We start from the raw sequence: 22,428 nt of genomic DNA, 5'->3' as shown, positions 1-22,428 counted from the left end.
CCTAGAGTACGGCCGCCGCGTGCGTGTAGCACTTTTTCGGGCATATCTTCGCGCATGCGGTGCAGCCGATGCACAGCTCCCGATGCGCGATCGTCATCACTTTCTTTTCGTACTCGTCGTCTTCGTCCTCGCCGTCCAGCGCGATATGCGCGCCCTCCTCGTCAAGTCCGACGAGTTCCAGCACGCCGCGTGGGCAGACGCGAAAACAGCGTCCGCAACCAATGCATTTTTCTTCATCGAGCGTGTTGACGAAGGTCGGCGTCCAGGTGGCGCCGCTCGGCAGCGTAACGCTGAAGGTATCGCTCATGGTTTGCCTCCGTGGTTCCGCTGCTTCAGGCTGCGGCCGCCGCCGCCGCAGCAGCAGCAGCAGCAGCAGCGGCCGCGCGAGCCGCCATTAGCGCGGCATGCGCGTCATGGCAGCGCTGGGCGACAGCAAGAATGTTCTCCCAGTTGGTCGGCAGTTCCTCGGAGAGGTCGTGCAGATCCATCTTTGCCTGCGTCGCTTGCGCGTTGAGCTTCTTCAGGCGCGCCTTCAGTTCGTCGGCATCGGTACTCATCGTCATGCTCCCTTCATGATCACTTCAGGCGCCGTACTGCGCGACGGCGGGATACGTCCTGATCATCTCGACCGCTTCGTCGAGAAACTTTCCGCCCGCCTCGGCGAGCTTCTGCAGCGAAGCAAAGCCAAAACGATGCACGTCGCGCAGCTGCTTGTTGACGACAATGAGCCGACCGGCAATCAACACCATGCGGCCGAACCCTTCGTGGCTCATCTTCATCATCGGCGAGACCATCTGGCCGGTCTGACGCTCGATCGCCACCGCGATCGCGTTGTAGAAAATCTCGAGCCGCCACAGCGTTTCGGGATCGGGGTCGCCCATGATCGGAATCGCGCGGCGTTCCTCCGGCGTGTGAATGTACGGCTTGAGCAGTTGCAGGTCGGACTTGCCGTCCCATGCGCCGTGCGTGTCCTGCGCGCGTAACTGCTTGACCAGTTGTTGCACGAACGGCGCCGCCAGCAGCGTTTCGTCGCTGGCCGTGCCCGGAACTACGGATGATTCAGCGGTGGCTTCAGCCATGAGGTACCTCGTCGTCTTCAAAGTCGTACACGCGTTCGCCGTCTTTCGCGAGCGCCTTGCGCAGCCACGGCGGCGGCGTGCCCTTCAATACCTGCTGCAACTTGCCGAGAATTTCCTCGATGGACTCGGGCTGCGGCACCTTGATCGGATGAATCTTCAGCGCGACCACGCGGGCCGCGCCGGAACCGCCGATCGCGGCGACGTACAGGATCGCGCAGTCCTTCACGGCTTCGAGTTTGGGCGCGAGCTTGTCCTCGTCGCCGTCCTCTTCGAGCTTGCCGCCGAAGTCGAACGCCTCGACGAACCGGTAGCCGTCCGGCGTGACGTCGTAAGTGACGATGCTTTTCGCCCAGCCAAAATGCGCGTCGACGTACTGCCTGTCCTGAGTGGCGAATGCGATCTTCATGCTGTGTGCTCCTTGAGGTGGATCAGGCGCCGGCCGCGACGACAGGAATGTTCACTTCCCGCGCCGGATCGCGCGCGGCCAGATCGATCGAGGCCTGCGGCAACGGCCAGTCGCCCGGATGGTGATGCGCAATCTGCTCGATCATCAGATTGGCGATCTCGAAGATCAGGTTCATCGTGCCGCGGTAGCCGACGTAGAGGCGATGCGCATTGCCGACCCGGTCGAACACGGGAAAGCCGATCCGCAGCAGCGGCTTTTGCAGATGCGCGGCCATCTGGCGGCCGTGCGAATGGGTAATCAACAGGTCGCAGTCCGTCGCGGCCTGTTCCATGTCTTCGAGATCGCCGATCACGACCCGTTCGGCGGGCAGCAACGCATGCGCGGGCGAGCGCGTGGTGCTGATGCAGCAGTGCAATTGCGCGCCCATCTCGTGCAGCAGGCAGCCGAGCGCAAGCAGCAGATCGGGCTCCGCGCCGATCGCGACCTTGATGCCGCCGGTGTGGAAATGCCCGTCGAGCATCGCGTCGAGCAACTGGCTGCGCTGCCGCCGGTATTTCGCGGGAACCGGCCGCCCGGAGCGCTGCGACAGCAATTGCAGCAGACGATCGTTGGGTTCGAGTCCCGTGAGCCGCTCGAAGATGTCGAACGGTGTGCCGGCGATCGCCTGCAACGCCAGCGCGCCGTCACGCGTCTGCTCGCCGACGCCGATCGTGAACGCCGACGCGCCGGCGGCCCGGATCTGCGCGAGCGTGGTGCCGCCCAGCGTGGTGCCGCGCCAGTCCGGCGCGATGTGGCCGTCCAGCGAACCGGAAATGTCGGGCAGCACGATGACGTCAAAGCCGAACGCTTCGACGATTTCGCGCAGTTCGTCGATGTCGCCGGGCGACAGATGGCTGCCCGGCAGCAGCGTGACCTGACTGGCCACCTTGGGCAACGGCTTGACAAGCGCCTTGACGATGCCGGCGACGGCATGCCGGTAGCCGTCTTCGAATGCGCCGACATAGTCGGGGGTCGACACGTAGACGATTTCGGTGTCGTCGAGTTCGGGCTTGCGCTTGCGCACGGTGACGAGATAACCCTCCACGTCGTCGCCCTTGGTTTCGGTCAGGCCCGTTGAACAGATGGCGATGATCTTCGGTGCGGCACGCTTGCGGATGTTGAGCAGCGCCGCTTCGATGTTCTCGTAGCCGCCGAGCACGGTGGTGACTTCGTTCATCGCCGTGGTCTGTAGCGGGATCGCTTCCTTGAAGTGGCGCACGAGCAGCACGAGGCCGAACGACGTGCAGCCCTGCGAGCCATGCATCACCGGCATGCAGGCATCGAGCCCGAGGAACGCGAAGCTCGCGCCCAGCGGCTGGCTCATCTTGAGCGGATTGACCGCACAGGCTTTCTTTGATTCGACGACGTCGGCCACGGTATTTCCTCCAGGTCGGGCGTCAGCCCGGCACGCCAAGTTCCAGACCCATCACCCACGCCGCGGCCCCCGCCAGAGGGCGCGGGGCCTGCGCTTGCACTGCGCCCAGCGTCTCGCCGTCGTCGCCCCACGGCGCCGGGATGCGCACCTGCTGCCACACCGGGTTATAGATCGCGCGGTCGATCTCATGCACCAGTTCCACGATGCCTTCGTAGCCGCCATACGGGTGGTGGCGCTCCTGATTGATGTCGAGCCACGGCATGCGGGCTTTCAGCGCGACGAACTGCGAACGGCCGCCCGAGAGCATGATGTCGGCCTTTGCGTCCCTGAGCATTGCGTACATCTCGCGCGGCGTCATGTCGTCGATCATGTGCGCGTCGTCGCCCATGATCTCCTTGATTTTGTCCTTGTCTTCCTTCGTGCTTTTCTTGACGCTGGTGCCGACGATTTCGAGCCCGGCTTCCTGAAGCGCGGCCACCACCGACCACGACTTCACGCCGCCGGTGATCAGCAGCACGCGCTTGCCGGTGAGGCGCGCCTTGTAGTGCGCGATGCGCGCCCAGGCGCGGGCTTCCTCGGCGGCGATCAGACGCTCGGTGCGCTCGAGCAGATCGTCCGGCGCGCCCTGCTGCACCAGCAGGCCGGCGATCTGGCGCAGCGTGTCGCTCATGTCGCCGATCCCGTAGAACGAGCCTTCGAAGTAAGGAATGCCGTAGCGTTGCTGCATTTTCGTCGCGATGTTGATCATCGACTTCGAGCAGACCATCATGTTGACTTTGGCGCGATGCGAGCTCGCAATCTCGTTGTAGCGCCCGTCGCCGGAGATGCACGAGAGAATGCGGATGCCCAGCGCGTCGAGCAGCGGCCTCGTCTGCCACAGTTCGCCCGACAGGTTGTATTCGCCGATAATGTTGATGTCGTACGGCGTGGTGTACTCGGGCTCGCGCGTGCCGATCACGTAGTCGAGAAGCGCCTCGCCGCCGAGCTTGTTGCCGAGGTTCTTCGGCCCGGCGAAGCCTGGCGAATTGACCGGGATCACCGGCTTGCCGAATTTTTCGGCGGCACGCTTGCAGACTGCCTCGATGTCGTCGCCGATCAGCGCGGTCACGCAGGTCTGATAGACGAACACGGCCGGCGGATCGTATTTCTCGATGATCTCGCGCACGCTTCTGAAAAGCCGCTTCTCGCCGCCGTACACCACGTCGAGTTCGTTGATGTCGGTGGTGAAGCCGGTTCGATAGAGTTGCGAGCCGGACGAAGCAGCGTGCCGGTTGTCCCACGAATTGCCTTCGCAGGCAATCGGTCCGTGCACGAGGTGCGCGACATCCACCACCGGCTGCAAGGCGATCTTCGCGCCGTCGAATGCGCACCCGCCTGCGGCGGCGCCCGGCGAAAGCTGTTTCGTACAGCCTTTCTTGCGCTCCTTCTCGCTCTTGCCTTGATTCTTGTCGCAACCCGGTTCGTCGAATACCTCGGCGATCTTGGCGTTGAGCGAAGCGGACATGACAGGCTCCTGATGGATGGATGTTTCTCTAGTGGCAAGTTCCATACCACCGGGGAATACCGTGAATGCGGTTCAACCGGCCTTCGATCACGACACTCCCAGGCGTCGTCATGGCGGGTTTGAACGGTTTGCGACAGACGGTTTGCGACACATATAACGTGCGGCTCGGCGGGTTCTCCGCACCGCTGGGTGAAACAGTACGTCGGGTCCGGACAAGCGGGCATGTGCTGGTGGTTGCCTCACGCTGCACGACTCTTGCGCGATTCGTGCGCAACTCAGTTGTCGTCGGCCAGCACTTCCAGCGCCACCAGTTGCCCGTACAGCGCGCGCCGCGCCGACCAGTTCGATTCGCCGGCAAGGCGTGAGTCGGCGCCTTCGAACGCGCCGATTGCGTCACGGTCGTTCCAGTAAATCAGGCACCGCCCGCCGCGCGCGGCCAGCGCAGCCGCCTGCGCATCGCGTTCGGACACCGGCTCGCGCCGGCACACGCCCCGGCCGAGCAGATAATCGGCGCGGTAAAGCAAGGTGTCCCAACCATGCTCGTCACCTACCGCGCAGATCGCGGGATACGCCGCCCGTCCGCTCGCATCGGGAAGGTGATCGACCAGCGCGAGCAGTTCGCGCGGCGTGACTTTGTCGTAGATCTCGGCAGCGCTCAACGGATCGGACGCCGCCACCTTGCGCGCGAAGTCGTCGTCATCGTAGGCGAACCACGCGAGCGGCGGCGCTGAGTCTGATTGCTCGACAACATAGATCACGTTGTGCTCCTTCACTGGGAGTCGTCGCATCGGCTGGCGCCGGATAGCGCAGCAAGCCTGTTGTTCAGCGGTGTTCCCGTGCCGGCTACTCGACGCCCTCGGCGGCGGTCTTCGCCCACACCGCGCGGCGCAGCCGCTGCGCGATGCCGGCTGGGCTCGCGTCGAATTGACGCTGAGCCGCCGACATCGCCCCTTGGGCAATCGCCGTTTCCTCGTGTGTCAACGGCAGCCGGCCAGCCACATGCGTGGCCCCCGGCACCGAACGGGCGATCATCTGCCGGTTCGGGTGTTCAGCCAGCGCGACGAGATGGTCGGCCTCGCGCACACCGGCCAGACAGACCCAGCCGTCGATGACCTCGACCTTGCGGCCGTCCTGCGTCATCCTGACCAGAACCGCATCTGCCGAACCCGATGCATCTGCTATGTCTGTCATGGCCGTGCGCTCCCGTCAGCGGATGATGTCGTAGCTGTAGTCGGTCTTCGCCGCGACGATCGTGTTGGCGTCGAGCGCCTCGAAGAACTCGTCCAGCAGCGTAACCAGCACCCGCAACGCGCCTTCGTAGCCCCACGTCGGGAAGCGATGATAGTGGTGGCGATCGAAGATCGGGAACACCATGCGTATCAGCGGCGTTTTCGTATCGCGTTCGAGGTATTTGCCGTAGGTGTTGCCGATCAGGAAATCCACCGGCTCCGTGAACAGCAGCGAGCGCATATGCCACAGATCGCGTTTCGGATACACCTTGCAGCCCGCGCCGTACGGCGACGCGTCGAACAGCGCCCGCACCTTCGCAGCCCAGCTTTCGCCGCCGTTGGTCGCCAGCACGTGCGCCGGTTCGGCGCCCAGTTCGAGCAGGAACTGGGTGTAGCCGAGCATCTGGTCCGGGTCGCCGTAGAGCGCGAAACGCTTGCCGTGCAGATGCGCCTGGCTATCGGCCATCGCGTCGACGAGCTGGCCGCGCTCCTTCTCCAGCTGCGCCGGAATCGGCTTGCCGGTCACGCGCGAGATTTCCATCAGGAACTGATCGGTGCCCGCCACGCCGACCGGCGCATTCAGCACCACGACTTCCTGACCGTGCTCGGCGATGAACTTGCTGGTCTTCTCGCAGCAGTATTCCTGGAACACGAAGGTCGCCTTCGCGTTCAATGCGCGCTCCACCTCCTCCTTGGTCGTGCCGCCTTCGTACATGCGGAACTCGCGGTCCGTCGGCGTATTCCACGTTTCGGACGGATCGCAGAGGATGTTCACCTGCACGCCGAACAGATCGAAGATGCGGCGGATTTCCTTCATGTTGCCGACCACGTAGCCGTCGAACCCGCCGATGAAGTTGACGCTCTCATCGGCCACACGTTCGAGCGGCGCCGCCGTGCCGGCCTTGCCGTCCCAGAAGTGCTTGAGGATGCCGAGAAGCGCGTTGTCGTAGCCGGTGACATGGCTGCCCACGAAGGCCGGCGTGTGCGCGAACGGCACATCGTAGTCTTCCGGCACGCTGCCCTTCTGCTTGCTGTTCTTGATGAACGCGTCGAGGTCGTCGCCGATCACCTCCGCCATGCAGGTCGTCGAGACCGCGATCATCTCGGGCTTGTACAGGTTGTACGCGTTGGCGAGACCGTCGATCATGTTGTTCATACCGCCGAACACGGCCGCGTCCTCGGTCATCGACGAACTGACGCACGAGGTCGGCTCCTTGAAGTGACGCGAGAAGTGCGAGCGGTAATAGGCGACGCAACCCTGCGAGCCGTGCACGAAGCTCAGCGTCTTGTGAAAACCGTTGGCGACATACACCGCGCCGAGCGGCTGGCAAGCCTTGGCCGGGTTGACGGTCAGCGAGTCGCGCGCAAAGTTCTTCTGCTTGTAGTCCTCGGTTTTGGTCCATTCGACGATCTGCTTGACCTGCTCGTCGGGATGGTTGAATTCGAAGTTTTCCTTTTTCGTGCGGAAAATTTCCTGGTACTCGGGCTCACGGAACAGCAGTTCGTGGTCGAGAATCTTGTCTGCGGATTGGGGCATGGGATGCTCCTGATATTCAGTTCGATGGCTTCAATGGCCTGCCGGCCATCGGGGCTTAGGAGGTTTTCTTCCAGGGCGCCCTGGCGAGCCCCCAAACCGGGCTGGAAATGGCCATATCCATGTCGCGCGCGAAAATGGCGTAGCCGTCGTAGCCGTGGTACGGGCCGGAATAATCCCAGCTGTGCATCTGGCGAAATGGCACGCCCATCTTCTGGAATACGTACTTTTCCTTGATGCCGGAGCCGACCAGGTCGGGCTGGATCTGTTCGACGAACTTCTCGAACTCGTAGCCGGTCACGTCGTCGTAAATCAGCGTGCCGTCCTTCACGTAGTGCGTGGTGCGCTGATAGTCGTCGTTGTGGCCGAACTCGTAGCCCGTGCCCACCACGTTCATGCCGAGGTCTTCATAAGCACCGATCACGTGGCGCGGACGCAGCCCGCCGACGAACAGCATCACCGTCTTGTCCTGCAGGCGCGGCCTGAACTTCGCGTTCACCGCGTCGACGAGCGGACGATACTTCGCGATCACCTTCTCCGCATTGGCCTTGATGGTGTCGTCGAAATGGCTGGCGATTTCGCGCAGGCTCTTCTCGATCATCGTCGGGCCGAAGAAGTTGTATTCAACCCAGGGAATGCCGTACTTCTCTTCCATGTGCCGGCTGATGTAGTTCATCGAGCGATAGCAGTGCAGCACGTTGAGCTTGGCCTTCGGCGTGTTCTCGAGCTCGGCGATCGAGCCGTCGCCCGACCATTGCGCGATCACGCGCAGGCCGATTTCTTCGAGCAGAATCCGGCTCGACCAGGCATCGCCGCCGATGTTGTAGTCGCCGATAATCGCGACGTCGTACGGCGTCGACACGAAATCGGGGCGCTTGTCGGGATCGGTCTTGTCGAACACCCAGTCGCGGATCGCATCGTTGGCAAGATGGTGGCCGAGCGACTGGCTGACACCGCGAAAACCTTCGCAACGCACCGGCACGATGGTGTGCCCTTCATACTGCGCACTTTTTTTCTTCGAGACGGCCTCGATGTCGTCGCCGATCAGCCCGATCGGGCATTCGCTCTGGATCGAGATGCCCTTGTTCAGCGGAAACAGCACCTGAATCTCGTCGATGATCTTGTCGAGCTTCTTGTCGCCGCCGAAAACGATGTCCTTTTCCTGGAAGTCCGAGGTGAACTGCATCGTCACGAAGGTGTCGATGCCGGTGGTGCCGATGTAGTAGTTGCGGCGTGCCGCCCACGAGTACTGGCCGCAACCGACCGGGCCGTGGCTGATGTGGATCATGTCCTTGATCGGCCCCCACACGACGCCCTTCGAGCCGGCGTACGCGCAACCGCGAATGGTCATCACGCCCGGCAATGACTTGATGTTGGATTTCACGCCACAGTCGGGCTTGCCGTCCTCGAAGGTGCCTAAATGCTTGGCGCGCCGTTTGGCCATTTTCTCGGGATAGGCCTTCAGCACTTCATCGATCAGGGCCTTGTTCGCGGCCTTGCGCTCTTCAACAGTGACGCTCATGGGAATGCTCCATTGGGTGAATATCAGGCCTCGCGGCGGGTTGCATGCACGGCCCGGTCATTGCGTGAAGAACAACGCCGGGCCGCGCACTGCAACGCTCGCTCAGGCAGTCAGCTCCGCTGCGGTCTTGCCGACTTCGGATTCGTCGATGGACTTCATGATGCCGTGCTCCATCAGCAGGTCTTCCAGCTGATCCATCGTGATCGGCGTCGGGATCGTGCCGTTGCCCGCGTTGTTGTGTACCTTGGTGGCGAGCTGGCGATACTCTTCAGCCTGCTTCGACTCCGGCGCGAATTCGATCACCGTCATGCGGCGCAGCTCGGCGTGCTGCACGATGTTGTCGCGCGGAACGAAGTGGATGAGCCGCGAACCCAGCATCTTCGCCAGTGCTTCGGCGAGCTCGAGCTCCTTGTCGGTCTGACGTTCGTTGCACACCAGACCGCCCAGGCGCACACCGCCGCTGTTCGCGTACTTCAGAATGCCCTTCGAAATATTGTTGGCGGCGTACATGGCCATCATTTCGCCGGACATCACGATGTAGATTTCCTGGGCCTTGTTTTCGCGAATCGGCATGGCGAAGCCGCCGCACACCACGTCGCCGAGCACGTCGTACGAGACGTAGTCCACGCCGTCATAGGCGCCGTTTTCTTCGAGGAAGTTGATCGACGTGATCACGCCGCGGCCCGCGCAGCCGACGCCCGGTTCCGGGCCACCGGATTCCACGCAACGGATGTCGCGGTAACCGATCTTCATCACGTCCTCGAGTTCGAGGTCTTCCACCGAGCCGGCTTCGGCGGCCAGCGACAGGATGGTGTCCTGCGCCTTGGCGTGCAGGATCAGGCGGGTCGAGTCCGCCTTGGGATCGCAGCCGACGATCAGGATCTTCTGGCCGAGTTCGGTCAGGGCTGCCAGGGTGTTCTGCGAGGTGGTCGACTTGCCGATGCCACCTTTGCCGTAGAACGCGATTTGCCGAAGTTTGGACATTGCATTTCTCCATTCAGGAAGGAGGGTTGAAACCAGGGTTGCGTAACCGCGACCATGTCAGCCTGTCGTGCCTGTATGGGTCTTCTTATATCGAGTCACGCATCGGCCGGACCTGTGTCCGCGCTGGACCCCAAATGCAGCTTCCGTGCCATGTCGCCAGCGATGCCGTGTCGCGTCCGTGCTGCCGCACTGTGCGGTACGTTCGTGACTTTCCGGACTCCTGTGCTGTCTTGTCGGTTTCGCGACAAAGCTCGCGAACTTCGTCGCGAATCAAACCGTTCGGGCGCGTTTGTCGGGCCGTGTGTCGGGTCATTTGTCGGGCCATTTCTGTCGCGTTGGTCCGCATGCGTGCGGTCCGGTCGCCGCATGCGCGGCTGGCGGCGGCCTCGTGAGCGACTCGACTCAGCCTGGTTCGGTTATTGCATTGATCGCGCCATGAACACACCTGCCATCCCCTCTCCGCAACACATGCCGCGCGCGACGCATTTCGACCGTCTGGGCGGCGAGCCCGCCGTCATCCGTCTGGTCGACGCGTTCTACCGGCTCATGGATACGCGGCCCGACGCACAGCGCATTCGTGCGATGCATCACCCGGACCTGTCGTCGACGAAGGCGGTACTGGTGCTGTATCTGTGCGAATGGCTCGGCGGCGACAAGCAGTACTCGGCGCAGCGCGGCCATCCACGCTTGCGCATGCGTCATGCGGCTTTCGCCATCGGGCTCGCGGAACGCGACGCCTGGCTGGCCTGCATGCATGGCGCGCTCGACGAAACGGGAGTCGATCCAGTGTTGCGCGACGAACTGATGCAGTCGTTTTTCAAAACCGCCGACTGGATGCGCAACACGTAGACGTGAATTCCTCTTCAACGCTGTTCAACCCAAGGATCTGTGATGACCGAAACGCTCGCCCACAAGGAGATCGACGACACCGCGTTCGCCCGTCTCGAACACGAAGGCCGTCTGCTCAACCCGGTACTCAAGGGGCTGACGAACAAGTTCGGCCGGGTCGGCTTTCGCGGCGAACTCGCGCTGCGCTTTGCGCCGAAGCTCGCCGACGAGGCGCGTCCGCCGGAGCTGACCTGCGATCAGGTGATGGCCTGCGCGACGATCGGCGAAAAGCACCTGCCCTTTTTCGCCGGGTATCTGCTGAGTTTCGAATATCTGAAGGATGTGGCGGAGGTGCTGGGCGACACGCTGTCGGCGGGCGGCAAGTACTTTCTGTTCTGCGACAACATCGACCTGAGCAAGCGGTATCAGGTGCCGTACAAGGGCGCGATGTTCTATGTGCTGCCGATCCTCGAATCCACCGTGTACAACGAAATGCTCGAGCTGCTGTACCTGGAAAAGAACGAACTGAAGAAGAAGGACACAGGCGGCAAGCTCGATGCGGTAGCTGACGCGGCTATCAGGTTCGACGTGACCTTCGACACGATCACCTACAGCGAAGGGCTTGACCTGATGGGACCGGTGCGCAACCCCAACGAAAACCGCCCGGTCTGAAGCACGGGGCCGATGGCAGCCGCCCGCGCGGCTGCGTCGCCCGATATTCCCTTGCACCCGAACGCGAGCATGATCATGCACACCGACACTGCCCTCGCCGTCCGCGAACGCCTGCCGCGGCGAGTGGCCCAGAGCGCCGACGCACGCCTCGAAACGATCGCGCCCGCCGCACTTTCCACCTGGCTGGTATACCACGGCTTTCCCGATCTACATTCGCGCGGCGTGAACGGCGAGACCCCGCTGATGCGCGCCGCGCAGCACGGCGAAGACGCGGTGGTCGAAGCGTTGCTCGCATTCGGCGCGCGCGCCGGCGCGCTCGACGACGACGGCAACCATGCATTGTGGTTCGCGTGCCTGCACGGCGGGCCTGCGACGATCCTGCGGTTGATCGAAGCCGGCTCGCCCATCGACCATGCGAACGACGACGACATCACCTGCCTGATGCAAGCGGCCGCGAGCGGCCGCCTCGACATCCTGCGAATGTTGCTTGCGCACGGCGCGAGCGCTGAACTGTGCGCGCCCGACGGCCGCAGCGCGCTCGACATGGCGGCCGACCTCGGTCTGCAACTGCTGCGCGCGGCGCGCCACATGGGCCAGATGGGCCAGATTGAAGAAGCCGGCACGCAGCGTATCGCCGCGACGCCGGACTTCGTCTGACATGCGGGCCATCCGTCAACATGCGCAGCGTCGACGAAACCGGTACGAGCGACGTCGCCGGCGGGAGCTCGCACGATGAAAGGCCGACATGTGTTCCGTCGCCTCACGTTCGACGAGGTCCGCGCATGGCTCGCACGACGGCCGGATGCGCTGCTGCTCGACGCGCGCGACGCCGCCAGTTACTCACGCGACGGCTGGCCCGGCGCCGTGCGCCTCTCAGCCGACAACCAGGACGCACTGCTGCTGCGCACCGATCGGCAGCGGCCCGTGCTGATCTATTGCTACAAGGGCAACGCCAGCCAGGTGTGTGCGCAAATGTTCGCCGACTTCGGGTTTACCGATGTATGCGACCTGGTCGGCGGCCATCGCGCGTGGATGGCGGGCGCCGATGGCTCGAATCCGTCCGGTGAGGCGCTTGCGCCGGAACTCGCCGCGTGGCTCGCGCGCGAAGGCTTCATCGGCACGCAGGCACGCAGCGCGCACGGCAACACGCCGCTGATGAACGCCGCATGGCGCGGCGCGCCGGCCGTCGTCGAACAGTTGCTCGCATGCGGCGTCGCACTCGACGCCATCAACGAGGACGGCAACAACGCGCTGTGGTTCGCCTGTGTGAACGGCAATCCGTCGCTCGTCACGCGTCTCGTTGCGGCCGGTGTGCCGATCGATCATGCCAACGCGAACGGCGCGACCTGCCTGATGCTCGCGGCTTCGTCAGGCAAGGCCGAGGTGCTCCGCACGCTGCTCGCTTTGGGCGCCGATCCGGCGCTGCGCTCCGAGGACGGCTTCACGGCCGTCGACATGGCGGCCAGCGTCGACTGCCTGCAACTGCTGCGTCAACTCCGGGAAGCCTGACAATGGCCCACCTCGTCTTCTACGAAAAACCCGGCTGCGCCGGCAATGCCCGCCAGAAAGCCCTGCTGCGCGCGGCCGGTCACACGCTCGAGGTGCGCGACCTGCTGGGCTGGCCGTGGAGCGCCGACGCGCTGCTGGCATTCATCGCGCCGCTGCCGGTCAACGCGTGGTTCAACCGCGCGGCGCCGCGCATCAAGTCGGGCGAGATCGTGCCGGAAACGCTCGACGCCGATACCGCCTTGGCGCTGCTGCTAGCCGAGCCGCTGCTGATCCGCCGGCCGCTGATGCAGTGCGACGCGCGCCGCATGGTCGGCTTCGATGCAGCCCAGGTGCATGCGTGGGTCGGGCTCGGTGCGCATCCTCCGGCCCCGGACACGCCGCTCGAAGGCTGCGCCGCAACGGCGGCCCCCGGAGCGGACCAACGCACAGAACAGCGCACCGACCAACGGACAACTCGCTGCACCCCTTCCACCTGAAACGGAAATCCGAGCACCATGCCCCTCTACGACTACCACTGCACGGCCTGCGGCCACACATTCGAAACGCTGGTGCGCGGCGGCCATACGCCGGTCTGCCCGCAATGCGGCAGTACCGCGCTTGCGAGGCAGGTGAGCGCCCCTGTCGCGCCCGGCAAGAGCCGCGCGATCATCTCCTCGGCGCGGCGCCAGGCGGCGCGCGAAGGACACCTCAGCAACTTTTCGCCGGCTGAGCGCGGCAAACTGCTGCGCTGAGCCGCACGGATGCGGTCATGGATCCCGTCGATCGGGCCGCCCTGATGACGCAGGGCGGCCTTCCCGCTCAGACGAAGCTCAGCAGTTCGACGGTCACCGGCTCTTCGCCGAGCACGGCCTGACACGCGAGGCGCGACTTGGAGCCGATGCCGACAAGCGTATCGAGCTTGTCGTTTTCGAGCCGCTGGATCTTCGACAGGCTCTTGCGCCCTTCCTGCACGAACAGATGGCACGATCCGCAATCGGCCTTGCCGTCGCACTTGTGCGCGATGTGCTCGCCCACAGCGAGCAGTGCCTGCAACAGGGTCGCGCCGGCGGCGACGTCATAGGTCTTGCCTGAAGGCAATACGGTCAGTGTAGTCATGATGGTGAGCTTGATAGAAGGCGACAGGTAGAGAACAACGGATAGGCGGCCGCGCGTCACGCGGCCAACGCGGGTTGCAACGCATCCACCAACGCGTCGGCGAAACCGGCCAGCGGCATCGCGATGCGCTTGATGCGCTGCTCTTCGAGAAAGCGCGCTTCCATCCGCGTCGGCTCATCAGGCAGCACGGCCCAATGCGTGTCGGAAGAGCGCTTCATGATCTGGCGCGCGAAGCTGCGCGTGAGCTGGTCGTCGAAACGGCAACCCAGAAACAGAAAGCTGCGGCCGCTGCGCCATGCCTGCACCGCGGGCGGAATCGGCGTCTGGATGTCGATCTCGGTCAGCACTTCGACGAAGTCGCTGTCGGACACCAGATAGTTCGACGCGGGCGCGTGGCCGCCGATCGGCTTATAGAGCAGCGCGCCCGAGGCCGGCACCGCGTGCAGGAAAGTGCCGTCCGGCGCATACGCGCCAAACCACTGGCCGAAATGTTCCGACTGCGACAAACCCTGCACCTGAAACCAGCCGCCTTGTGGCCGCGCCTCGTCGAGGGCGACGGCAAACGTGTCGTCGTACCAGCAATCGACATACAGCCCCGCGCCGCTGGCCGCAAGCGCCCGGTGCAGCGCCGACGGCACCGGCGTGGTGGCGAACGCGCCGTTCATCAGGTTCACCACCGACTTGCGATGCTTGAAGTTCTCGATGAATTGCGCAGCCTGCGTGAGCCGCTTGCGGATCTTGTGCGGCACGCTCACTTTCGCGGTCATGATCTCGGCCAGCGCGCCCGGCGTGGCCGGCGTGGCCGGCACGGGCGAATCGGGACACAGCGCGAGCAGCCCCGGGCCGAGGTAGGGAATCACGCCGCCGCCCTGGAGCTGGCGGGCAATGGTCTGGACTGAAACGGTCATGGAGTGAGCCTCACAGATAAATGGCGGCACCCGCGCCCACGTTGGTCGCGGTGTCCTTCAGCGTCTTGACGATGTACCTGACCTGATCGGCGTCGAGCAGCGTGTGCAGCGGCAGCGCCAGCGCGCGGTCGCCGATGCGCTCGGTATCGGGCAGCAGACCGCGCTTGCGGCCGATCGCATCGCCCGTGTTCATGTAATGGAACTGCTGATGCAGCGGATGGCTGTAAGGCGCCGTCTCGATGCCGCAGGATTTCATGTCGTCGATCATCTGGGCGCGCGCGCTCTGCGTAAAACGCTTGCCCAGGTGGACGACATAGAGCATCCAGTGCACTTCCTCGACGTCCTCGGCCACATAGGGCGGCTTGATTCCCTCGAAGCTCTGCATCTCTTCGTGATACCAGCTCTCGACCTGTTTGCGCTGGGCGAGGCGCATGTCCAGTTCGGCCAGTTGCGCGAGGCCCAGCGCGGCGGTCAGATCGCTGATGCCGGCTTGCAGCGGCACCCACGAGCCAACCGAAACCGACGCGCGGTCCGTGACGCGCCGCTCGCGCAGATAGCGCAGTTCGTGCACGAGTTCGTCATCGTCGGTGACGAGCATGCCGCCCGCTCCCGTGCTCAGCGCGGACGGGCCGGAGAAGTCGAACACCGAGACGTCGCCGAAACAGCCGGTGTTGCGGCCGCGGTAGCGCGAGCCGAGCGCCTCGGTACTGTCTTCGATCAGGCGCACGCCATACGCGTCGGCCAGTTCGCGCAGCGGGCCCCAGGCGGCCGGGTGGCCGTTCGTATTGCCGGCGAGAATCGCACGCGTGCGAGGGCCGATCTTCTGCGCTGCTTTTTCGGCGCTCAGACATCCGCTCCAGTAGTCGATGTCGGCGAACACCGGCACGGCTCCCGCCAGCGTGATCGCCTGCGCCACCTGGTGCCAGGTATGCGATGCGCAGATCACCTCGTCGCCCGCACGGATCCCCATCGCGCGCAACGCGATCCAGGTGGCGAGCGTGCCGCTCGCCACCGCAACCGCATGCGTGCGGCCCACCCAGCCGGCGAACGCGCGCTCGAACGAGTCGAGCATCGGCCCGTCGCTCCAGCGCGACGATTGCAGCACGGCGTTGACGAAATCGATCTCGCGCGCCGCGCAAGCCGGTTCGCTCAGCGCGATCTCATCGATTTCCATGAGGCTCGTCCTCGGTCAGGATCAACGCGTCGGCCTCTTCAGGCCGCTGCGTGATCGACATGCAATGCCCATCCGACATCAGGAAGTAGACGCTGCGCGCACCGAGCCGCAGCGCCGCCGTCTCATCGCGCATGTCCAGTGCGTTGACCCGCATCGTGCGCACCGCCGGATAACGCTGCTGCCATTGCAGCGCGGCCTCGCGCAGCGTCGGTGCCGTGCGCAGCAGGTCAGCCGCGACGTCAAGCTGTTCGGCGTTCAGGCTCATCTCACTCCTCCACGCCGGCAATACGCCGGGCTTCGACGGTGATGGGTAGCGGCGTGTCGTCGGCCATCGCGGGCAATTCGAGCTGCCAGCCGTTGGCGAGCGTGACGAGACCGCCCCACATCCCGGGCTGAGCCATCGCGACAATGGGCTCCTCCAGGTCCTTCTTTGGCACGTAAGCGCTCAGCGCGCCCTTGCTGTCCTTGCGGATCATGACTTTCATGGTGACGGACTCCGGAGATTGACGACAGATTCAAACCAGGCTCAGGCGGAACATGCGGGTTGCTCCAGCAGCGGACGCAACAGCGGCGGCAAATGGGCGAGCAGATACTGAATGTCCTGTGCGGTGGTGGTTTCGCCGAGCGACAGCCGCACCGCCGCCAGCGCCTCGTCGCGCGGCACGCGCATCGCCGTGAGCACGTGCGAAGGCTCGCTGCCGCCCGACGAGCAGGCCGAGCCCGATGACGCGGCAACACCTAGCCGCCCGAGTCGCTGCAGCACGACCTCGGCGGGAAGCAAGCCGAAGCGCAGGTAGCTGGTGCCGGGCAGGCGCGCCGCCTGCGCAGAAAAAACGTGGACCTCCGGCAGCGCACGCTTCAACCCTTGCTCCAGCGCGTCGCGCAGCATGCCTATGCGCGCCGCTTCGCTCGCCACGTCGCCGAGACGTTCGAGCGCCGCCGCAAAGCCGGCAATGGCCGGCAGGTTCTCGGTGCCGCCGCGCCGATGCCGCTCCTGGCTGCCGTGTACCTGCGGCATCAGCGTCACGCCCTGGCGCACCAGCAGCGCGCCAATGCCTTTCGGCCCGCGCAGCTTGTGAGCCGACAGCGACACCGCATCGATCCCGCTCAGCGCGAAGTCGAACGGCAGCCTGCCGATGAACTGCGTCGCATCGACATGCAGGCGCGCGCCGGCCGCATGCGCGAGATCGCGCACTTCGGCGACCGGCATCACCACGCCGGTCTCGTTGTTGGCCGCCATCAGCGAGACCACGGCGACGTCGGGTCCGATCAGCGCGGCGGCACTGTCGAGGTCCAGCGAGCCGTCGGGCCGCACGGCAATGCAGTCGAGCGCAATGCCGCGCGCCGCCAGCGCACGCGCCAGCTTCAGATGCCCGGCATGCTCGACCGCGCTGAATACGACACGGTGCCGGCCATGCGGCGCCGCCGCGTGCAAGCCGCACACCGCCAGATGATTGGCTTCGGTCGCGCCGCTGGTGAAGACCAGTTCCGCCGGCTTGCAAGCGAGCGTTCGCGCGATGGTCGCGCGGGCCGCCGCGAGCGCCCCCTTCGCCTGCTGCCCGAGCGCATGCTGCGACGACGGGTTGCCCCATACATCGGTCAGGATGGACAGCATCGCCTGCACGACGGCGGGGGCCGGCGGCGTGGTTGCGTTGTGGTCGAGATAAATCATCGCCCAGCTCCGTTGATTGGCTTCACGGCCAGAACACACGTTCGCGATCGATGCACAGCGCGTCGAGCAGTTCGGCCAGATCGGTACTCTCGTGCTGGAGCATCCACCGGTGCAGCGCGTGATCGCGCGCGCTCAGGCGCCACACGCCGTCTTCGTCGCGCGTGAGCCAGGCGATATCGATCACCCCGCCGGTCGTGTCGACATTGCGCGAGCAGCACGGGCTCTCGATACGAAACCCCTGCCCCTCGCGCAGCACGCGCGGCGACACATAGCGGTAGCGGGTGCGCTCGCGCAACGCCCGCTCGATCTGGCGCAGGGTCAGGTCGACGAGGCAGCCCGCGTGCAGGCCGCCGCGTCGCGTCGCCGCTGCTGGCGCGTTAGCCCGCGCCGTCACGCCAGGCCACCCGGTTCGGCTAGCACGCCGGCGGGAACGGGCGCGATCTCGTCTTCCGTGCATCCGACCACGCAGTTGCCGAACTCCACCAGATAGACCGGCTCGCCGCTCTCCACCACTTGCCCCACATTGACGATTTCGCCGACCGTGCCCGCTTGCGCGAGACATTCGTCCGCGCCGCGCTCGGGGAAGCTGCCGTCGTTGCACAGGTCGTCCAGCGCGATCACGCGCATGCCCCATTGATATGCGGGCTGAACCGGTTCGATGCTCATGGCGAGGGCTCCTTGACTTGCGACGTATCCGGCTGGACCCGCGTGCCGATCTTGCGCAGCGCTTCGGCGCGCTCGCCCAGACCTTGCAGCACGTCATCGGGCAGGTTGTCGAGCGTGCACAGCTCTTTTGCGCGCATGCCGACACGGTGGCCGCTCTCGACGAAATCCACCGCGTAGATGTAGAACTGCTGCAGGAACGTGTTGATGCTGGTGACGTAGCCCATCTCGCCCTTGTTCACCAGCACTTCGCCGATGTCCTTGCCGTTGTACGTGCCGTCGTTGCGGATCACCGAGCGTGCGATCACGCGCTCGCCGTAGTTGAAGCGCGGAGGAAACGCGACCTCGATCAGGTCGTCGTCGCGGTTGATGTCAGCCATGATCCACTCCTGCTGGGCGTTGCATCTGTCCGCCGGTTGTCATGCCCCTGAGCGTGTCCGACTGCCGGCGCTGCCGCGCGAGCGCGCGCACCTCTTCGTCCGCGTCGTTCACCAGCGAGGCCGCGATGCCCGCCGCCGCGCGCCGCGCGACTTCCCAGCGCACCCGCCAGTCGGGATCGAAGGCGAGGCGCGACAGCAGCGGCGCGGGCAGACGCTCGGCGACGATGCGGCGCACCTCCGCGTCGCTGTCGTCGGCGAGGCGCAACAGCGCGGGCATTTCGAGGCGTTCGGCGACGCGCATCCTCACTACGCGATCGGGGTCGCGAATCATCTGCGGCAGCAGCGCCAGCGGCAGACGCCGGGCGACCCATTCGCGCACGCCGTAATCGGCATCGGCGCGCATGTCCCCGAGCGCGGCGGGCGCGAGGCGCTGCGCGACGCGAATCCGTACCTCGCGATGCGGATCGTGAATCAGGCGCCCCAGTTGCCCCAGCGGCAGACGCAACGCGAGTTGCAGCCGCACCGTCTCGTCCGGGTCGCCGAGCAACGCGCGCAAGCGGAACACGTCGGCGTGACGCGCGGCGATAGCGCGCACCTCGAAGTACGGATGCGCGAGCTGCTGGTTGGCCAGATCGGGATGCCAGTGAAAGAAGCGCTCGATGCGGCGTGCGTACGCATCCTGCATGCACGCGTGACCGGGTTCGCAGCCCTGCTCCGCCCGTTCGCGCAACCGCGCATACTCGCAACCGGCGCAGTCGAGCGGGCCGCCTTGCCAGTGAAGCGGCGCAATGTCGCCACCCGGCGCGCGCACGTTCTGTACGGTCATGGTTGCGTCCCCGTCCAGCCGCGCGTCGGATAGGCGCTCAACGCATCCATTGCGTCGTCGGACCCGGCGCCGCTTTCATGACGCGCCAGAATCTGCGAAAGCAGCGCGCCGCCCACCCTGTCTTCGGGATCGAGGCGGCGCAGTTCGCGCAGCAGCATGCGCGCTTCGTCGAAATCGCCCAGGCGCATGTTGAGGTATGCGAGCCCCTTCAGCGTGAACAGATAAAAGCGCGCGGCCGCGTCGTAACGCGTGATTGCGGGAGCCAGCGGCTCGTCGCCGAAATCGGGGCCCAACGCGGTGCGCGCAATCGCCAGCGCGTCTTCGCCGATTGCACGCGCCTGCGTCAGTTGATGACCGTAGAAGTAAAAGCGATACAACGCGATCAACGGCACCGGATGGCGCGGCGCCGCGGCGCGGGCGCGCTGCAGCAACACGAGCGCCTCGTCGCGCCGTTCGCGCAGCCGGCCCGCCTCGGCGATCAATGCATCGACGCCGGACGGCAGGCCGCCGCCGACCGCACTCTGCGCGAACGCGGTCATGGCATCGTCGAGAGCACGGTCGCCGGTATCCATTGCCATCGCTCCGCCTCAGGAGACCTGACGCGGCAGCGGCGGCCGCCCGCGGCCGATCGCGCCGATCTCGATGGTCGCCACGCCCGGCGGCGTGGACTCCCCACTGCTGCTGCAACCGCAAGCTGCCTGATTCGGATTGAAGAAGGTCAAGCCGGATTGGGTTGGCGTATCGGCAAAATCGATCGTCACGCCTTCGAGCATCAACCGGCTCTCGGCCGGCAGAAATACCCGCAGACCGTTGACGTCGAGTTCCTGTTCGCCCGCTTGCAGCGCCGGCTCGACGGTGAATTCCGCCGTATAGCCGGAACAACCGCCGGCGCTCACCACCAGCCGGAAGCCGGCGCCGGCTGGCAGGCCCGAAAAGCGCACGATACGGCGCATGAATTTCTCGGCAGCGCTTGTGACAGTTACGTTGGACAGCATGATGCGCAGTCTCCTGAAAGATGAATGGCCGGCCCGGCGAGAAGCCGGACTCAGACCTGAACGATGCAGCCGTCCACGGGACACACCGCGACGCACTGCGGGTCGTCGAAATGGCCTTCGCATTCGGTGCATTTCTTGGGGTCGATCACGAAGATGCCGCCTTTCTCGCTGATCGCGACGTTGGGACATTCCGGTTCGCAGGCCGAGCAGCCCGTACAGGTGGACGCAATAATCTTGAGGGCCATGACAATTCTCCTGGTGTCCTGTCTTTAAGAATGTGGGGGGTCATGCCGCCGAGGCTGACGACGTGTAAGCGCCCTGGCGAATCGATGCATCGCCGCGGTCCCGATGCACGACGGCACCGCTCCCGATGCGGCTGCGGTAATCGTTGAACCAGGCGAGGGCCGCCTTTTCGATGAATTCGCCGACGTACTGATCCACCGGTTCGATACCGGCTTGCGCCAGTTCGTCCTTCGGGCACGCGCCGATCTTCGCGACCAGCACCGCGTGGCAGTCGTTGATCGCGCGCACCACCGACGGCAGTTGCTCGTCGTCGCCGTAGCCGCCCTGGCAATACAGATCCACCCGGCGATGGCCGACGAACAGCGCTTCGGCAGCCGAGACTTCGAAGATCTGAAACTCGGTGACGTGGCCGAAGTGTTCGTTGACGCGGCCGCCGCCTTTCGTTGCGACCGCAACCAGCACCTTCATGTCGTCGGCGACGTCGATCTCGCGCGAGACCGCCAGCGCTTCCTGCTTCGCATCGTGCTGCGCCTGGCGCTCGGCTTCCACGCGCTGCTGATATTCACGGCGGCGTTCGAGGTCGTAGACCACTTCCATCTGATCGATCTTGTCGAGCGTGAATTCATCGCTGCGGTCTTCGCCGAGCAGGCCGACCGCGTCCGCGCGGCACTGGCGGCAATGGCGCATCAGATTGGCGCCGCCCATGCAGGCGTCCTGCACGGCCTTGAGTTCCTGCGCGGTCGGTCCGCGCTGCCCGCTCAGGCCGAAGTGCGTGCCGTGCTCGGGCTCCGAGATCAGCGGCATGATGTTATGCAGGAACGCGCCGCGCTTCTTGACCTCGCGGTTGACCTCGTACAGGTGCTCGTCGTTGATGCCGGGAATCAGCACCGAGTTGATCTTGGTCAGCACGCCGCGCGCGGTGAGCATCTCGAGCCCCTTCATCTGCCGCTCATGAAGGATGCGGGCTGCCTCGTAGCCGGTCACGCGCTTGTGCTCCCAGAAAATCCACGGATAGATTTTCGCGCCCACCGCCGGGTCGACCATGTTGATGGTGATCGTCACGTGGTCGATGTTGTACTTGCAGATTTCGTCGACGAGGTCGGGCAGCGCGAGGCCGTTGGTCGACAGGCACAGCTTGATGTCCGGCGCCTGCTCCTGCAGCATGCGGAACGTCTCGAAGGTTTTCTTCGGGCTCGCCAGCGAATCGCCGGGGCCGGCAATGCCGAGCACGGTCATCTGCGGAATTTCGCTTGCGACCGCAACGACTTTCTTGACCGCCTGTTCCGGCGTGAGCTTCTGCGAGACCACGCCGGGGCGCGACTCGTTAGAGCAGTCGTATTTGCGGTTGCAGTAGTTGCACTGGATGTTGCAGGCAGGCGCCACCGCCACATGCATGCGCGCATAGTGATGGTGGGCTTCTTCCGAGTAGCACGGATGATTCTTGACCTTCTCCCAGATCTCCGCCGGCATGTCGTCGGGACCGCCCGACGAGCCGCAACTGGCCTTGCCCTCGCCACCTTGCGTACCGCACCCGCCACCGGCGGAGGGAACGTCGATCTTCACACCGAGGGGTTTGATCTGGCCGATGCCGATATAGGTCGCTGCGGGCAGGTCGCTCGCATTTGTACTCGCTTGCATGGATATCTCCTCGCAACCGACGGCGGCCGCGCGAAGCCTATAAAGCCAGATCCATGCCACTCGGCGAGAAGGCCTGAATTCAATGCATCAGGAGATATTTCGCAGTTCTGTATGATCCAGGCGAACGACCAATCCTCACAATTTCGTTGCGTC

The 22,428-nt window shown here is 64.8% G+C and carries 31 protein-coding genes; 6 read left to right on the top strand and 25 right to left on the bottom strand.

All coding sequences use genetic code 11. The features are described 5' to 3' along the window. Window position 1: 1 nt before the first annotated feature. The 11 genes from fdxB to nifH all read right to left on the bottom strand — a co-directional run bounded on the left by fdxB (window position 2) and on the right by nifH (window position 9,672). Window positions 2–307 carry a ferredoxin III, nif-specific gene (fdxB, locus tag NE850_RS07355; protein ID WP_007177220.1) on the bottom strand — a complete coding sequence of 102 codons (306 nt, stop codon included), beginning with the start codon at window positions 305–307 and terminating at the stop codon, window positions 2–4. A 25-nt stretch (window positions 308–332) separates the two neighbouring features. Next, window positions 333–557: a CCE_0567 family metalloprotein gene (locus NE850_RS07350; RefSeq protein ID WP_310698581.1), complete on the bottom strand. Its 225-nt coding sequence runs from the start codon at window positions 555–557 to the stop codon at window positions 333–335. A gap of 24 nt (window positions 558–581) precedes the next feature. Next, window positions 582–1,079, bottom strand: a complete 498-nt coding sequence (locus NE850_RS07345) for a NifX-associated nitrogen fixation protein (protein ID WP_007177222.1) — start codon at window positions 1,077–1,079, stop codon at window positions 582–584. Beyond that, entirely contained in the window at window positions 1,072–1,485 is a 414-nt protein-coding gene (gene nifX, locus NE850_RS07340) for a nitrogen fixation protein NifX (protein ID WP_007177223.1), read from the bottom strand. The genes NE850_RS07345 and nifX overlap by 8 nt, the downstream gene beginning before the upstream one ends. 22 nt (window positions 1,486–1,507) lie before the next feature. Beyond that, the gene (gene nifN, locus NE850_RS07335; protein ID WP_310698580.1) at window positions 1,508–2,899 is read right to left on the bottom strand and encodes a nitrogenase iron-molybdenum cofactor biosynthesis protein NifN; all 1,392 of its coding nucleotides are present in this window, start codon (window positions 2,897–2,899) and stop codon (window positions 1,508–1,510) included. Window positions 2,900–2,921: 22 nt separating this feature from the next. After that, entirely contained in the window at window positions 2,922–4,403 is a 1,482-nt protein-coding gene (nifE, locus tag NE850_RS07330) for a nitrogenase iron-molybdenum cofactor biosynthesis protein NifE (RefSeq protein ID WP_007177225.1), read from the bottom strand. Window positions 4,404–4,678: 275 nt separating this feature from the next. Next, window positions 4,679–5,191, bottom strand: coding sequence for a hypothetical protein (locus NE850_RS07325; protein ID WP_232292837.1), 513 nt, complete (start codon window positions 5,189–5,191; stop codon window positions 4,679–4,681). A 55-nt stretch (window positions 5,192–5,246) separates the two neighbouring features. After that, complete coding sequence (locus tag NE850_RS07320; protein WP_007177227.1) at window positions 5,247–5,594, bottom strand: hypothetical protein; 348 nt, start codon at window positions 5,592–5,594, stop codon at window positions 5,247–5,249. 15 nt (window positions 5,595–5,609) lie between these two features. Continuing rightward, window positions 5,610–7,169 carry a nitrogenase molybdenum-iron protein subunit beta gene (gene nifK, locus NE850_RS07315; protein WP_310698579.1) on the bottom strand — a complete coding sequence of 520 codons (1,560 nt, stop codon included), beginning with the start codon at window positions 7,167–7,169 and terminating at the stop codon, window positions 5,610–5,612. Between the two features lie 55 nt (window positions 7,170–7,224). Further along, complete coding sequence (nifD, locus tag NE850_RS07310; protein ID WP_095423385.1) at window positions 7,225–8,688, bottom strand: nitrogenase molybdenum-iron protein alpha chain; 1,464 nt, start codon at window positions 8,686–8,688, stop codon at window positions 7,225–7,227. Between the two features lie 102 nt (window positions 8,689–8,790). After that, window positions 8,791–9,672, bottom strand: a complete 882-nt coding sequence (gene nifH / locus NE850_RS07305; RefSeq protein WP_007177230.1) for a nitrogenase iron protein — start codon at window positions 9,670–9,672, stop codon at window positions 8,791–8,793. A gap of 435 nt (window positions 9,673–10,107) precedes the next feature. On the opposite strand from nifH, the gene NE850_RS07300 reads away from it, so the two are divergent. The 6 genes from NE850_RS07300 (at window position 10,108) to NE850_RS07275 (ending at window position 13,412) form a co-directional block, all read left to right on the top strand. Further along, a complete protein-coding gene (locus tag NE850_RS07300) occupies window positions 10,108–10,521 on the top strand; it encodes a group II truncated hemoglobin (protein WP_051058916.1) in 414 nt (137 codons plus the stop codon). A gap of 42 nt (window positions 10,522–10,563) precedes the next feature. Further along, window positions 10,564–11,172 (top strand): hypothetical protein, encoded by a 609-nt coding sequence (locus tag NE850_RS07295; RefSeq protein ID WP_007177232.1) that lies wholly within the window; start codon window positions 10,564–10,566, stop codon window positions 11,170–11,172. Window positions 11,173–11,247: 75 nt separating this feature from the next. After that, on the top strand, window positions 11,248–11,829 hold the full coding sequence (locus NE850_RS07290) for an ankyrin repeat domain-containing protein (RefSeq protein WP_165188376.1): 582 nt from the start codon (window positions 11,248–11,250) through the stop codon (window positions 11,827–11,829). A 75-nt stretch (window positions 11,830–11,904) separates the two neighbouring features. Further along, window positions 11,905–12,681 (top strand): ankyrin repeat domain-containing protein, encoded by a 777-nt coding sequence (locus tag NE850_RS07285; protein WP_310698578.1) that lies wholly within the window; start codon window positions 11,905–11,907, stop codon window positions 12,679–12,681. A gap of 2 nt (window positions 12,682–12,683) precedes the next feature. Next, window positions 12,684–13,157 (top strand): ArsC/Spx/MgsR family protein, encoded by a 474-nt coding sequence (locus NE850_RS07280; protein ID WP_007177235.1) that lies wholly within the window; start codon window positions 12,684–12,686, stop codon window positions 13,155–13,157. An 18-nt stretch (window positions 13,158–13,175) separates the two neighbouring features. Continuing rightward, the gene (locus NE850_RS07275) at window positions 13,176–13,412 is read left to right on the top strand and encodes a zinc ribbon domain-containing protein (RefSeq protein ID WP_007177236.1); all 237 of its coding nucleotides are present in this window, start codon (window positions 13,176–13,178) and stop codon (window positions 13,410–13,412) included. Between the two features lie 67 nt (window positions 13,413–13,479). Here the strand turns inward: NE850_RS07275 and NE850_RS07270 are convergent, their stop codons facing one another. From NE850_RS07270 to nifB, 14 genes are read right to left on the bottom strand one after another with little or no spacing between them, the layout of a single operon-like run. After that, a complete protein-coding gene (locus NE850_RS07270; protein ID WP_007177237.1) occupies window positions 13,480–13,776 on the bottom strand; it encodes a 2Fe-2S iron-sulfur cluster-binding protein in 297 nt (98 codons plus the stop codon). A gap of 56 nt (window positions 13,777–13,832) precedes the next feature. Next, window positions 13,833–14,684 (bottom strand): SIR2 family protein, encoded by an 852-nt coding sequence (locus tag NE850_RS07265; RefSeq protein ID WP_165188378.1) that lies wholly within the window; start codon window positions 14,682–14,684, stop codon window positions 13,833–13,835. A gap of 10 nt (window positions 14,685–14,694) precedes the next feature. Continuing rightward, a complete protein-coding gene (locus NE850_RS07260) occupies window positions 14,695–15,858 on the bottom strand; it encodes a DegT/DnrJ/EryC1/StrS aminotransferase family protein (RefSeq protein WP_165188379.1) in 1,164 nt (387 codons plus the stop codon). Further along, window positions 15,845–16,123, bottom strand: coding sequence for a hypothetical protein (locus tag NE850_RS07255; protein WP_007177240.1), 279 nt, complete (start codon window positions 16,121–16,123; stop codon window positions 15,845–15,847). Before NE850_RS07255 ends, NE850_RS07260 begins: the two co-directional genes overlap by 14 nt. A 1-nt stretch (window position 16,124) precedes the next feature. Next, window positions 16,125–16,343, bottom strand: a complete 219-nt coding sequence (gene nifT, locus NE850_RS07250) for a putative nitrogen fixation protein NifT (RefSeq protein ID WP_007177241.1) — start codon at window positions 16,341–16,343, stop codon at window positions 16,125–16,127. Between the two features lie 41 nt (window positions 16,344–16,384). Continuing rightward, window positions 16,385–17,530 (bottom strand): cysteine desulfurase family protein, encoded by a 1,146-nt coding sequence (locus tag NE850_RS07245; protein WP_310698576.1) that lies wholly within the window; start codon window positions 17,528–17,530, stop codon window positions 16,385–16,387. Between the two features lie 22 nt (window positions 17,531–17,552). Continuing rightward, window positions 17,553–17,924, bottom strand: coding sequence for a hypothetical protein (locus NE850_RS07240; RefSeq protein WP_007177243.1), 372 nt, complete (start codon window positions 17,922–17,924; stop codon window positions 17,553–17,555). After that, window positions 17,921–18,196, bottom strand: a complete 276-nt coding sequence (locus NE850_RS07235) for a nitrogen fixation protein NifZ (protein WP_007177244.1) — start codon at window positions 18,194–18,196, stop codon at window positions 17,921–17,923. Before NE850_RS07235 ends, NE850_RS07240 begins: the two co-directional genes overlap by 4 nt. After that, the gene (locus tag NE850_RS07230) at window positions 18,193–18,573 is read right to left on the bottom strand and encodes a nitrogen fixation protein NifZ (protein WP_165188383.1); all 381 of its coding nucleotides are present in this window, start codon (window positions 18,571–18,573) and stop codon (window positions 18,193–18,195) included. The genes NE850_RS07235 and NE850_RS07230 overlap by 4 nt, the downstream gene beginning before the upstream one ends. After that, complete coding sequence (locus NE850_RS07225) at window positions 18,566–19,399, bottom strand: 4Fe4S-binding leucine-rich repeat protein (RefSeq protein ID WP_007177246.1); 834 nt, start codon at window positions 19,397–19,399, stop codon at window positions 18,566–18,568. The genes NE850_RS07230 and NE850_RS07225 overlap by 8 nt, the downstream gene beginning before the upstream one ends. Continuing rightward, window positions 19,396–19,971 (bottom strand): hypothetical protein, encoded by a 576-nt coding sequence (locus NE850_RS07220; RefSeq protein ID WP_007177247.1) that lies wholly within the window; start codon window positions 19,969–19,971, stop codon window positions 19,396–19,398. The genes NE850_RS07225 and NE850_RS07220 overlap by 4 nt, the downstream gene beginning before the upstream one ends. Window positions 19,972–19,986: 15 nt before the next feature. Beyond that, on the bottom strand, window positions 19,987–20,394 hold the full coding sequence (locus NE850_RS07215) for an iron-sulfur cluster assembly accessory protein (RefSeq protein ID WP_095422916.1): 408 nt from the start codon (window positions 20,392–20,394) through the stop codon (window positions 19,987–19,989). Between the two features lie 50 nt (window positions 20,395–20,444). After that, the gene (locus tag NE850_RS07210) at window positions 20,445–20,639 is read right to left on the bottom strand and encodes a 4Fe-4S binding protein (RefSeq protein ID WP_007177249.1); all 195 of its coding nucleotides are present in this window, start codon (window positions 20,637–20,639) and stop codon (window positions 20,445–20,447) included. Window positions 20,640–20,679: 40 nt separating this feature from the next. Further along, complete coding sequence (gene nifB / locus NE850_RS07205; protein WP_007177250.1) at window positions 20,680–22,275, bottom strand: nitrogenase cofactor biosynthesis protein NifB; 1,596 nt, start codon at window positions 22,273–22,275, stop codon at window positions 20,680–20,682. Window positions 22,276–22,428 lie beyond the last annotated feature (153 nt).

It is taken from the genome of Paraburkholderia sp. USG1 (genome assembly GCF_031570135.1).
GTDB lineage: Bacteria > Pseudomonadota > Gammaproteobacteria > Burkholderiales > Burkholderiaceae > Paraburkholderia > Paraburkholderia dioscoreae.
The sequence above is the reverse complement of the archived record's forward strand: the minus strand, read 5'-3'. Positions and strand labels throughout refer to the sequence as shown.

Coding starts and splice junctions, on each gene's coding strand:
- fdxB (WP_007177220.1), bottom strand. CDS start 307: ATGAGCGATACCTTCAGCGTTACGCTGCCGAGCGGCGCCACCTGGACG.
- NE850_RS07350 (WP_310698581.1), bottom strand. CDS start 557: ATGAGTACCGATGCCGACGAACTGAAGGCGCGCCTGAAGAAGCTCAAC.
- NE850_RS07345 (WP_007177222.1), bottom strand. CDS start 1,079: ATGGCTGAAGCCACCGCTGAATCATCCGTAGTTCCGGGCACGGCCAGC.
- nifX (WP_007177223.1), bottom strand. CDS start 1,485: ATGAAGATCGCATTCGCCACTCAGGACAGGCAGTACGTCGACGCGCAT.
- nifE (WP_007177225.1), bottom strand. CDS start 4,403: ATGTCCGCTTCGCTCAACGCCAAGATCGCCGAGGTATTCGACGAACCG.
- NE850_RS07325 (WP_232292837.1), bottom strand. CDS start 5,191: ATGCGACGACTCCCAGTGAAGGAGCACAACGTGATCTATGTTGTCGAG.
- NE850_RS07320 (WP_007177227.1), bottom strand. CDS start 5,594: ATGACAGACATAGCAGATGCATCGGGTTCGGCAGATGCGGTTCTGGTC.
- nifK (WP_310698579.1), bottom strand. CDS start 7,169: ATGCCCCAATCCGCAGACAAGATTCTCGACCACGAACTGCTGTTCCGT.
- nifD (WP_095423385.1), bottom strand. CDS start 8,688: ATGAGCGTCACTGTTGAAGAGCGCAAGGCCGCGAACAAGGCCCTGATC.
- nifH (WP_007177230.1), bottom strand. CDS start 9,672: ATGTCCAAACTTCGGCAAATCGCGTTCTACGGCAAAGGTGGCATCGGC.
- NE850_RS07300 (WP_051058916.1), top strand. CDS start 10,108: ATGAACACACCTGCCATCCCCTCTCCGCAACACATGCCGCGCGCGACG.
- NE850_RS07295 (WP_007177232.1), top strand. CDS start 10,564: ATGACCGAAACGCTCGCCCACAAGGAGATCGACGACACCGCGTTCGCC.
- NE850_RS07290 (WP_165188376.1), top strand. CDS start 11,248: ATGCACACCGACACTGCCCTCGCCGTCCGCGAACGCCTGCCGCGGCGA.
- NE850_RS07285 (WP_310698578.1), top strand. CDS start 11,905: ATGAAAGGCCGACATGTGTTCCGTCGCCTCACGTTCGACGAGGTCCGC.
- NE850_RS07280 (WP_007177235.1), top strand. CDS start 12,684: ATGGCCCACCTCGTCTTCTACGAAAAACCCGGCTGCGCCGGCAATGCC.
- NE850_RS07275 (WP_007177236.1), top strand. CDS start 13,176: ATGCCCCTCTACGACTACCACTGCACGGCCTGCGGCCACACATTCGAA.
- NE850_RS07270 (WP_007177237.1), bottom strand. CDS start 13,776: ATGACTACACTGACCGTATTGCCTTCAGGCAAGACCTATGACGTCGCC.
- NE850_RS07265 (WP_165188378.1), bottom strand. CDS start 14,684: ATGACCGTTTCAGTCCAGACCATTGCCCGCCAGCTCCAGGGCGGCGGC.
- NE850_RS07260 (WP_165188379.1), bottom strand. CDS start 15,858: ATGGAAATCGATGAGATCGCGCTGAGCGAACCGGCTTGCGCGGCGCGC.
- NE850_RS07255 (WP_007177240.1), bottom strand. CDS start 16,123: ATGAGCCTGAACGCCGAACAGCTTGACGTCGCGGCTGACCTGCTGCGC.
- nifT (WP_007177241.1), bottom strand. CDS start 16,343: ATGAAAGTCATGATCCGCAAGGACAGCAAGGGCGCGCTGAGCGCTTAC.
- NE850_RS07245 (WP_310698576.1), bottom strand. CDS start 17,530: ATGATTTATCTCGACCACAACGCAACCACGCCGCCGGCCCCCGCCGTC.
- NE850_RS07235 (WP_007177244.1), bottom strand. CDS start 18,196: ATGAGCATCGAACCGGTTCAGCCCGCATATCAATGGGGCATGCGCGTG.
- NE850_RS07230 (WP_165188383.1), bottom strand. CDS start 18,573: ATGGCTGACATCAACCGCGACGACGACCTGATCGAGGTCGCGTTTCCT.
- NE850_RS07225 (WP_007177246.1), bottom strand. CDS start 19,399: ATGACCGTACAGAACGTGCGCGCGCCGGGTGGCGACATTGCGCCGCTT.
- NE850_RS07220 (WP_007177247.1), bottom strand. CDS start 19,971: ATGGATACCGGCGACCGTGCTCTCGACGATGCCATGACCGCGTTCGCG.
- NE850_RS07215 (WP_095422916.1), bottom strand. CDS start 20,394: ATGCTGTCCAACGTAACTGTCACAAGCGCTGCCGAGAAATTCATGCGC.
- NE850_RS07210 (WP_007177249.1), bottom strand. CDS start 20,639: ATGGCCCTCAAGATTATTGCGTCCACCTGTACGGGCTGCTCGGCCTGC.
- nifB (WP_007177250.1), bottom strand. CDS start 22,275: ATGCAAGCGAGTACAAATGCGAGCGACCTGCCCGCAGCGACCTATATC.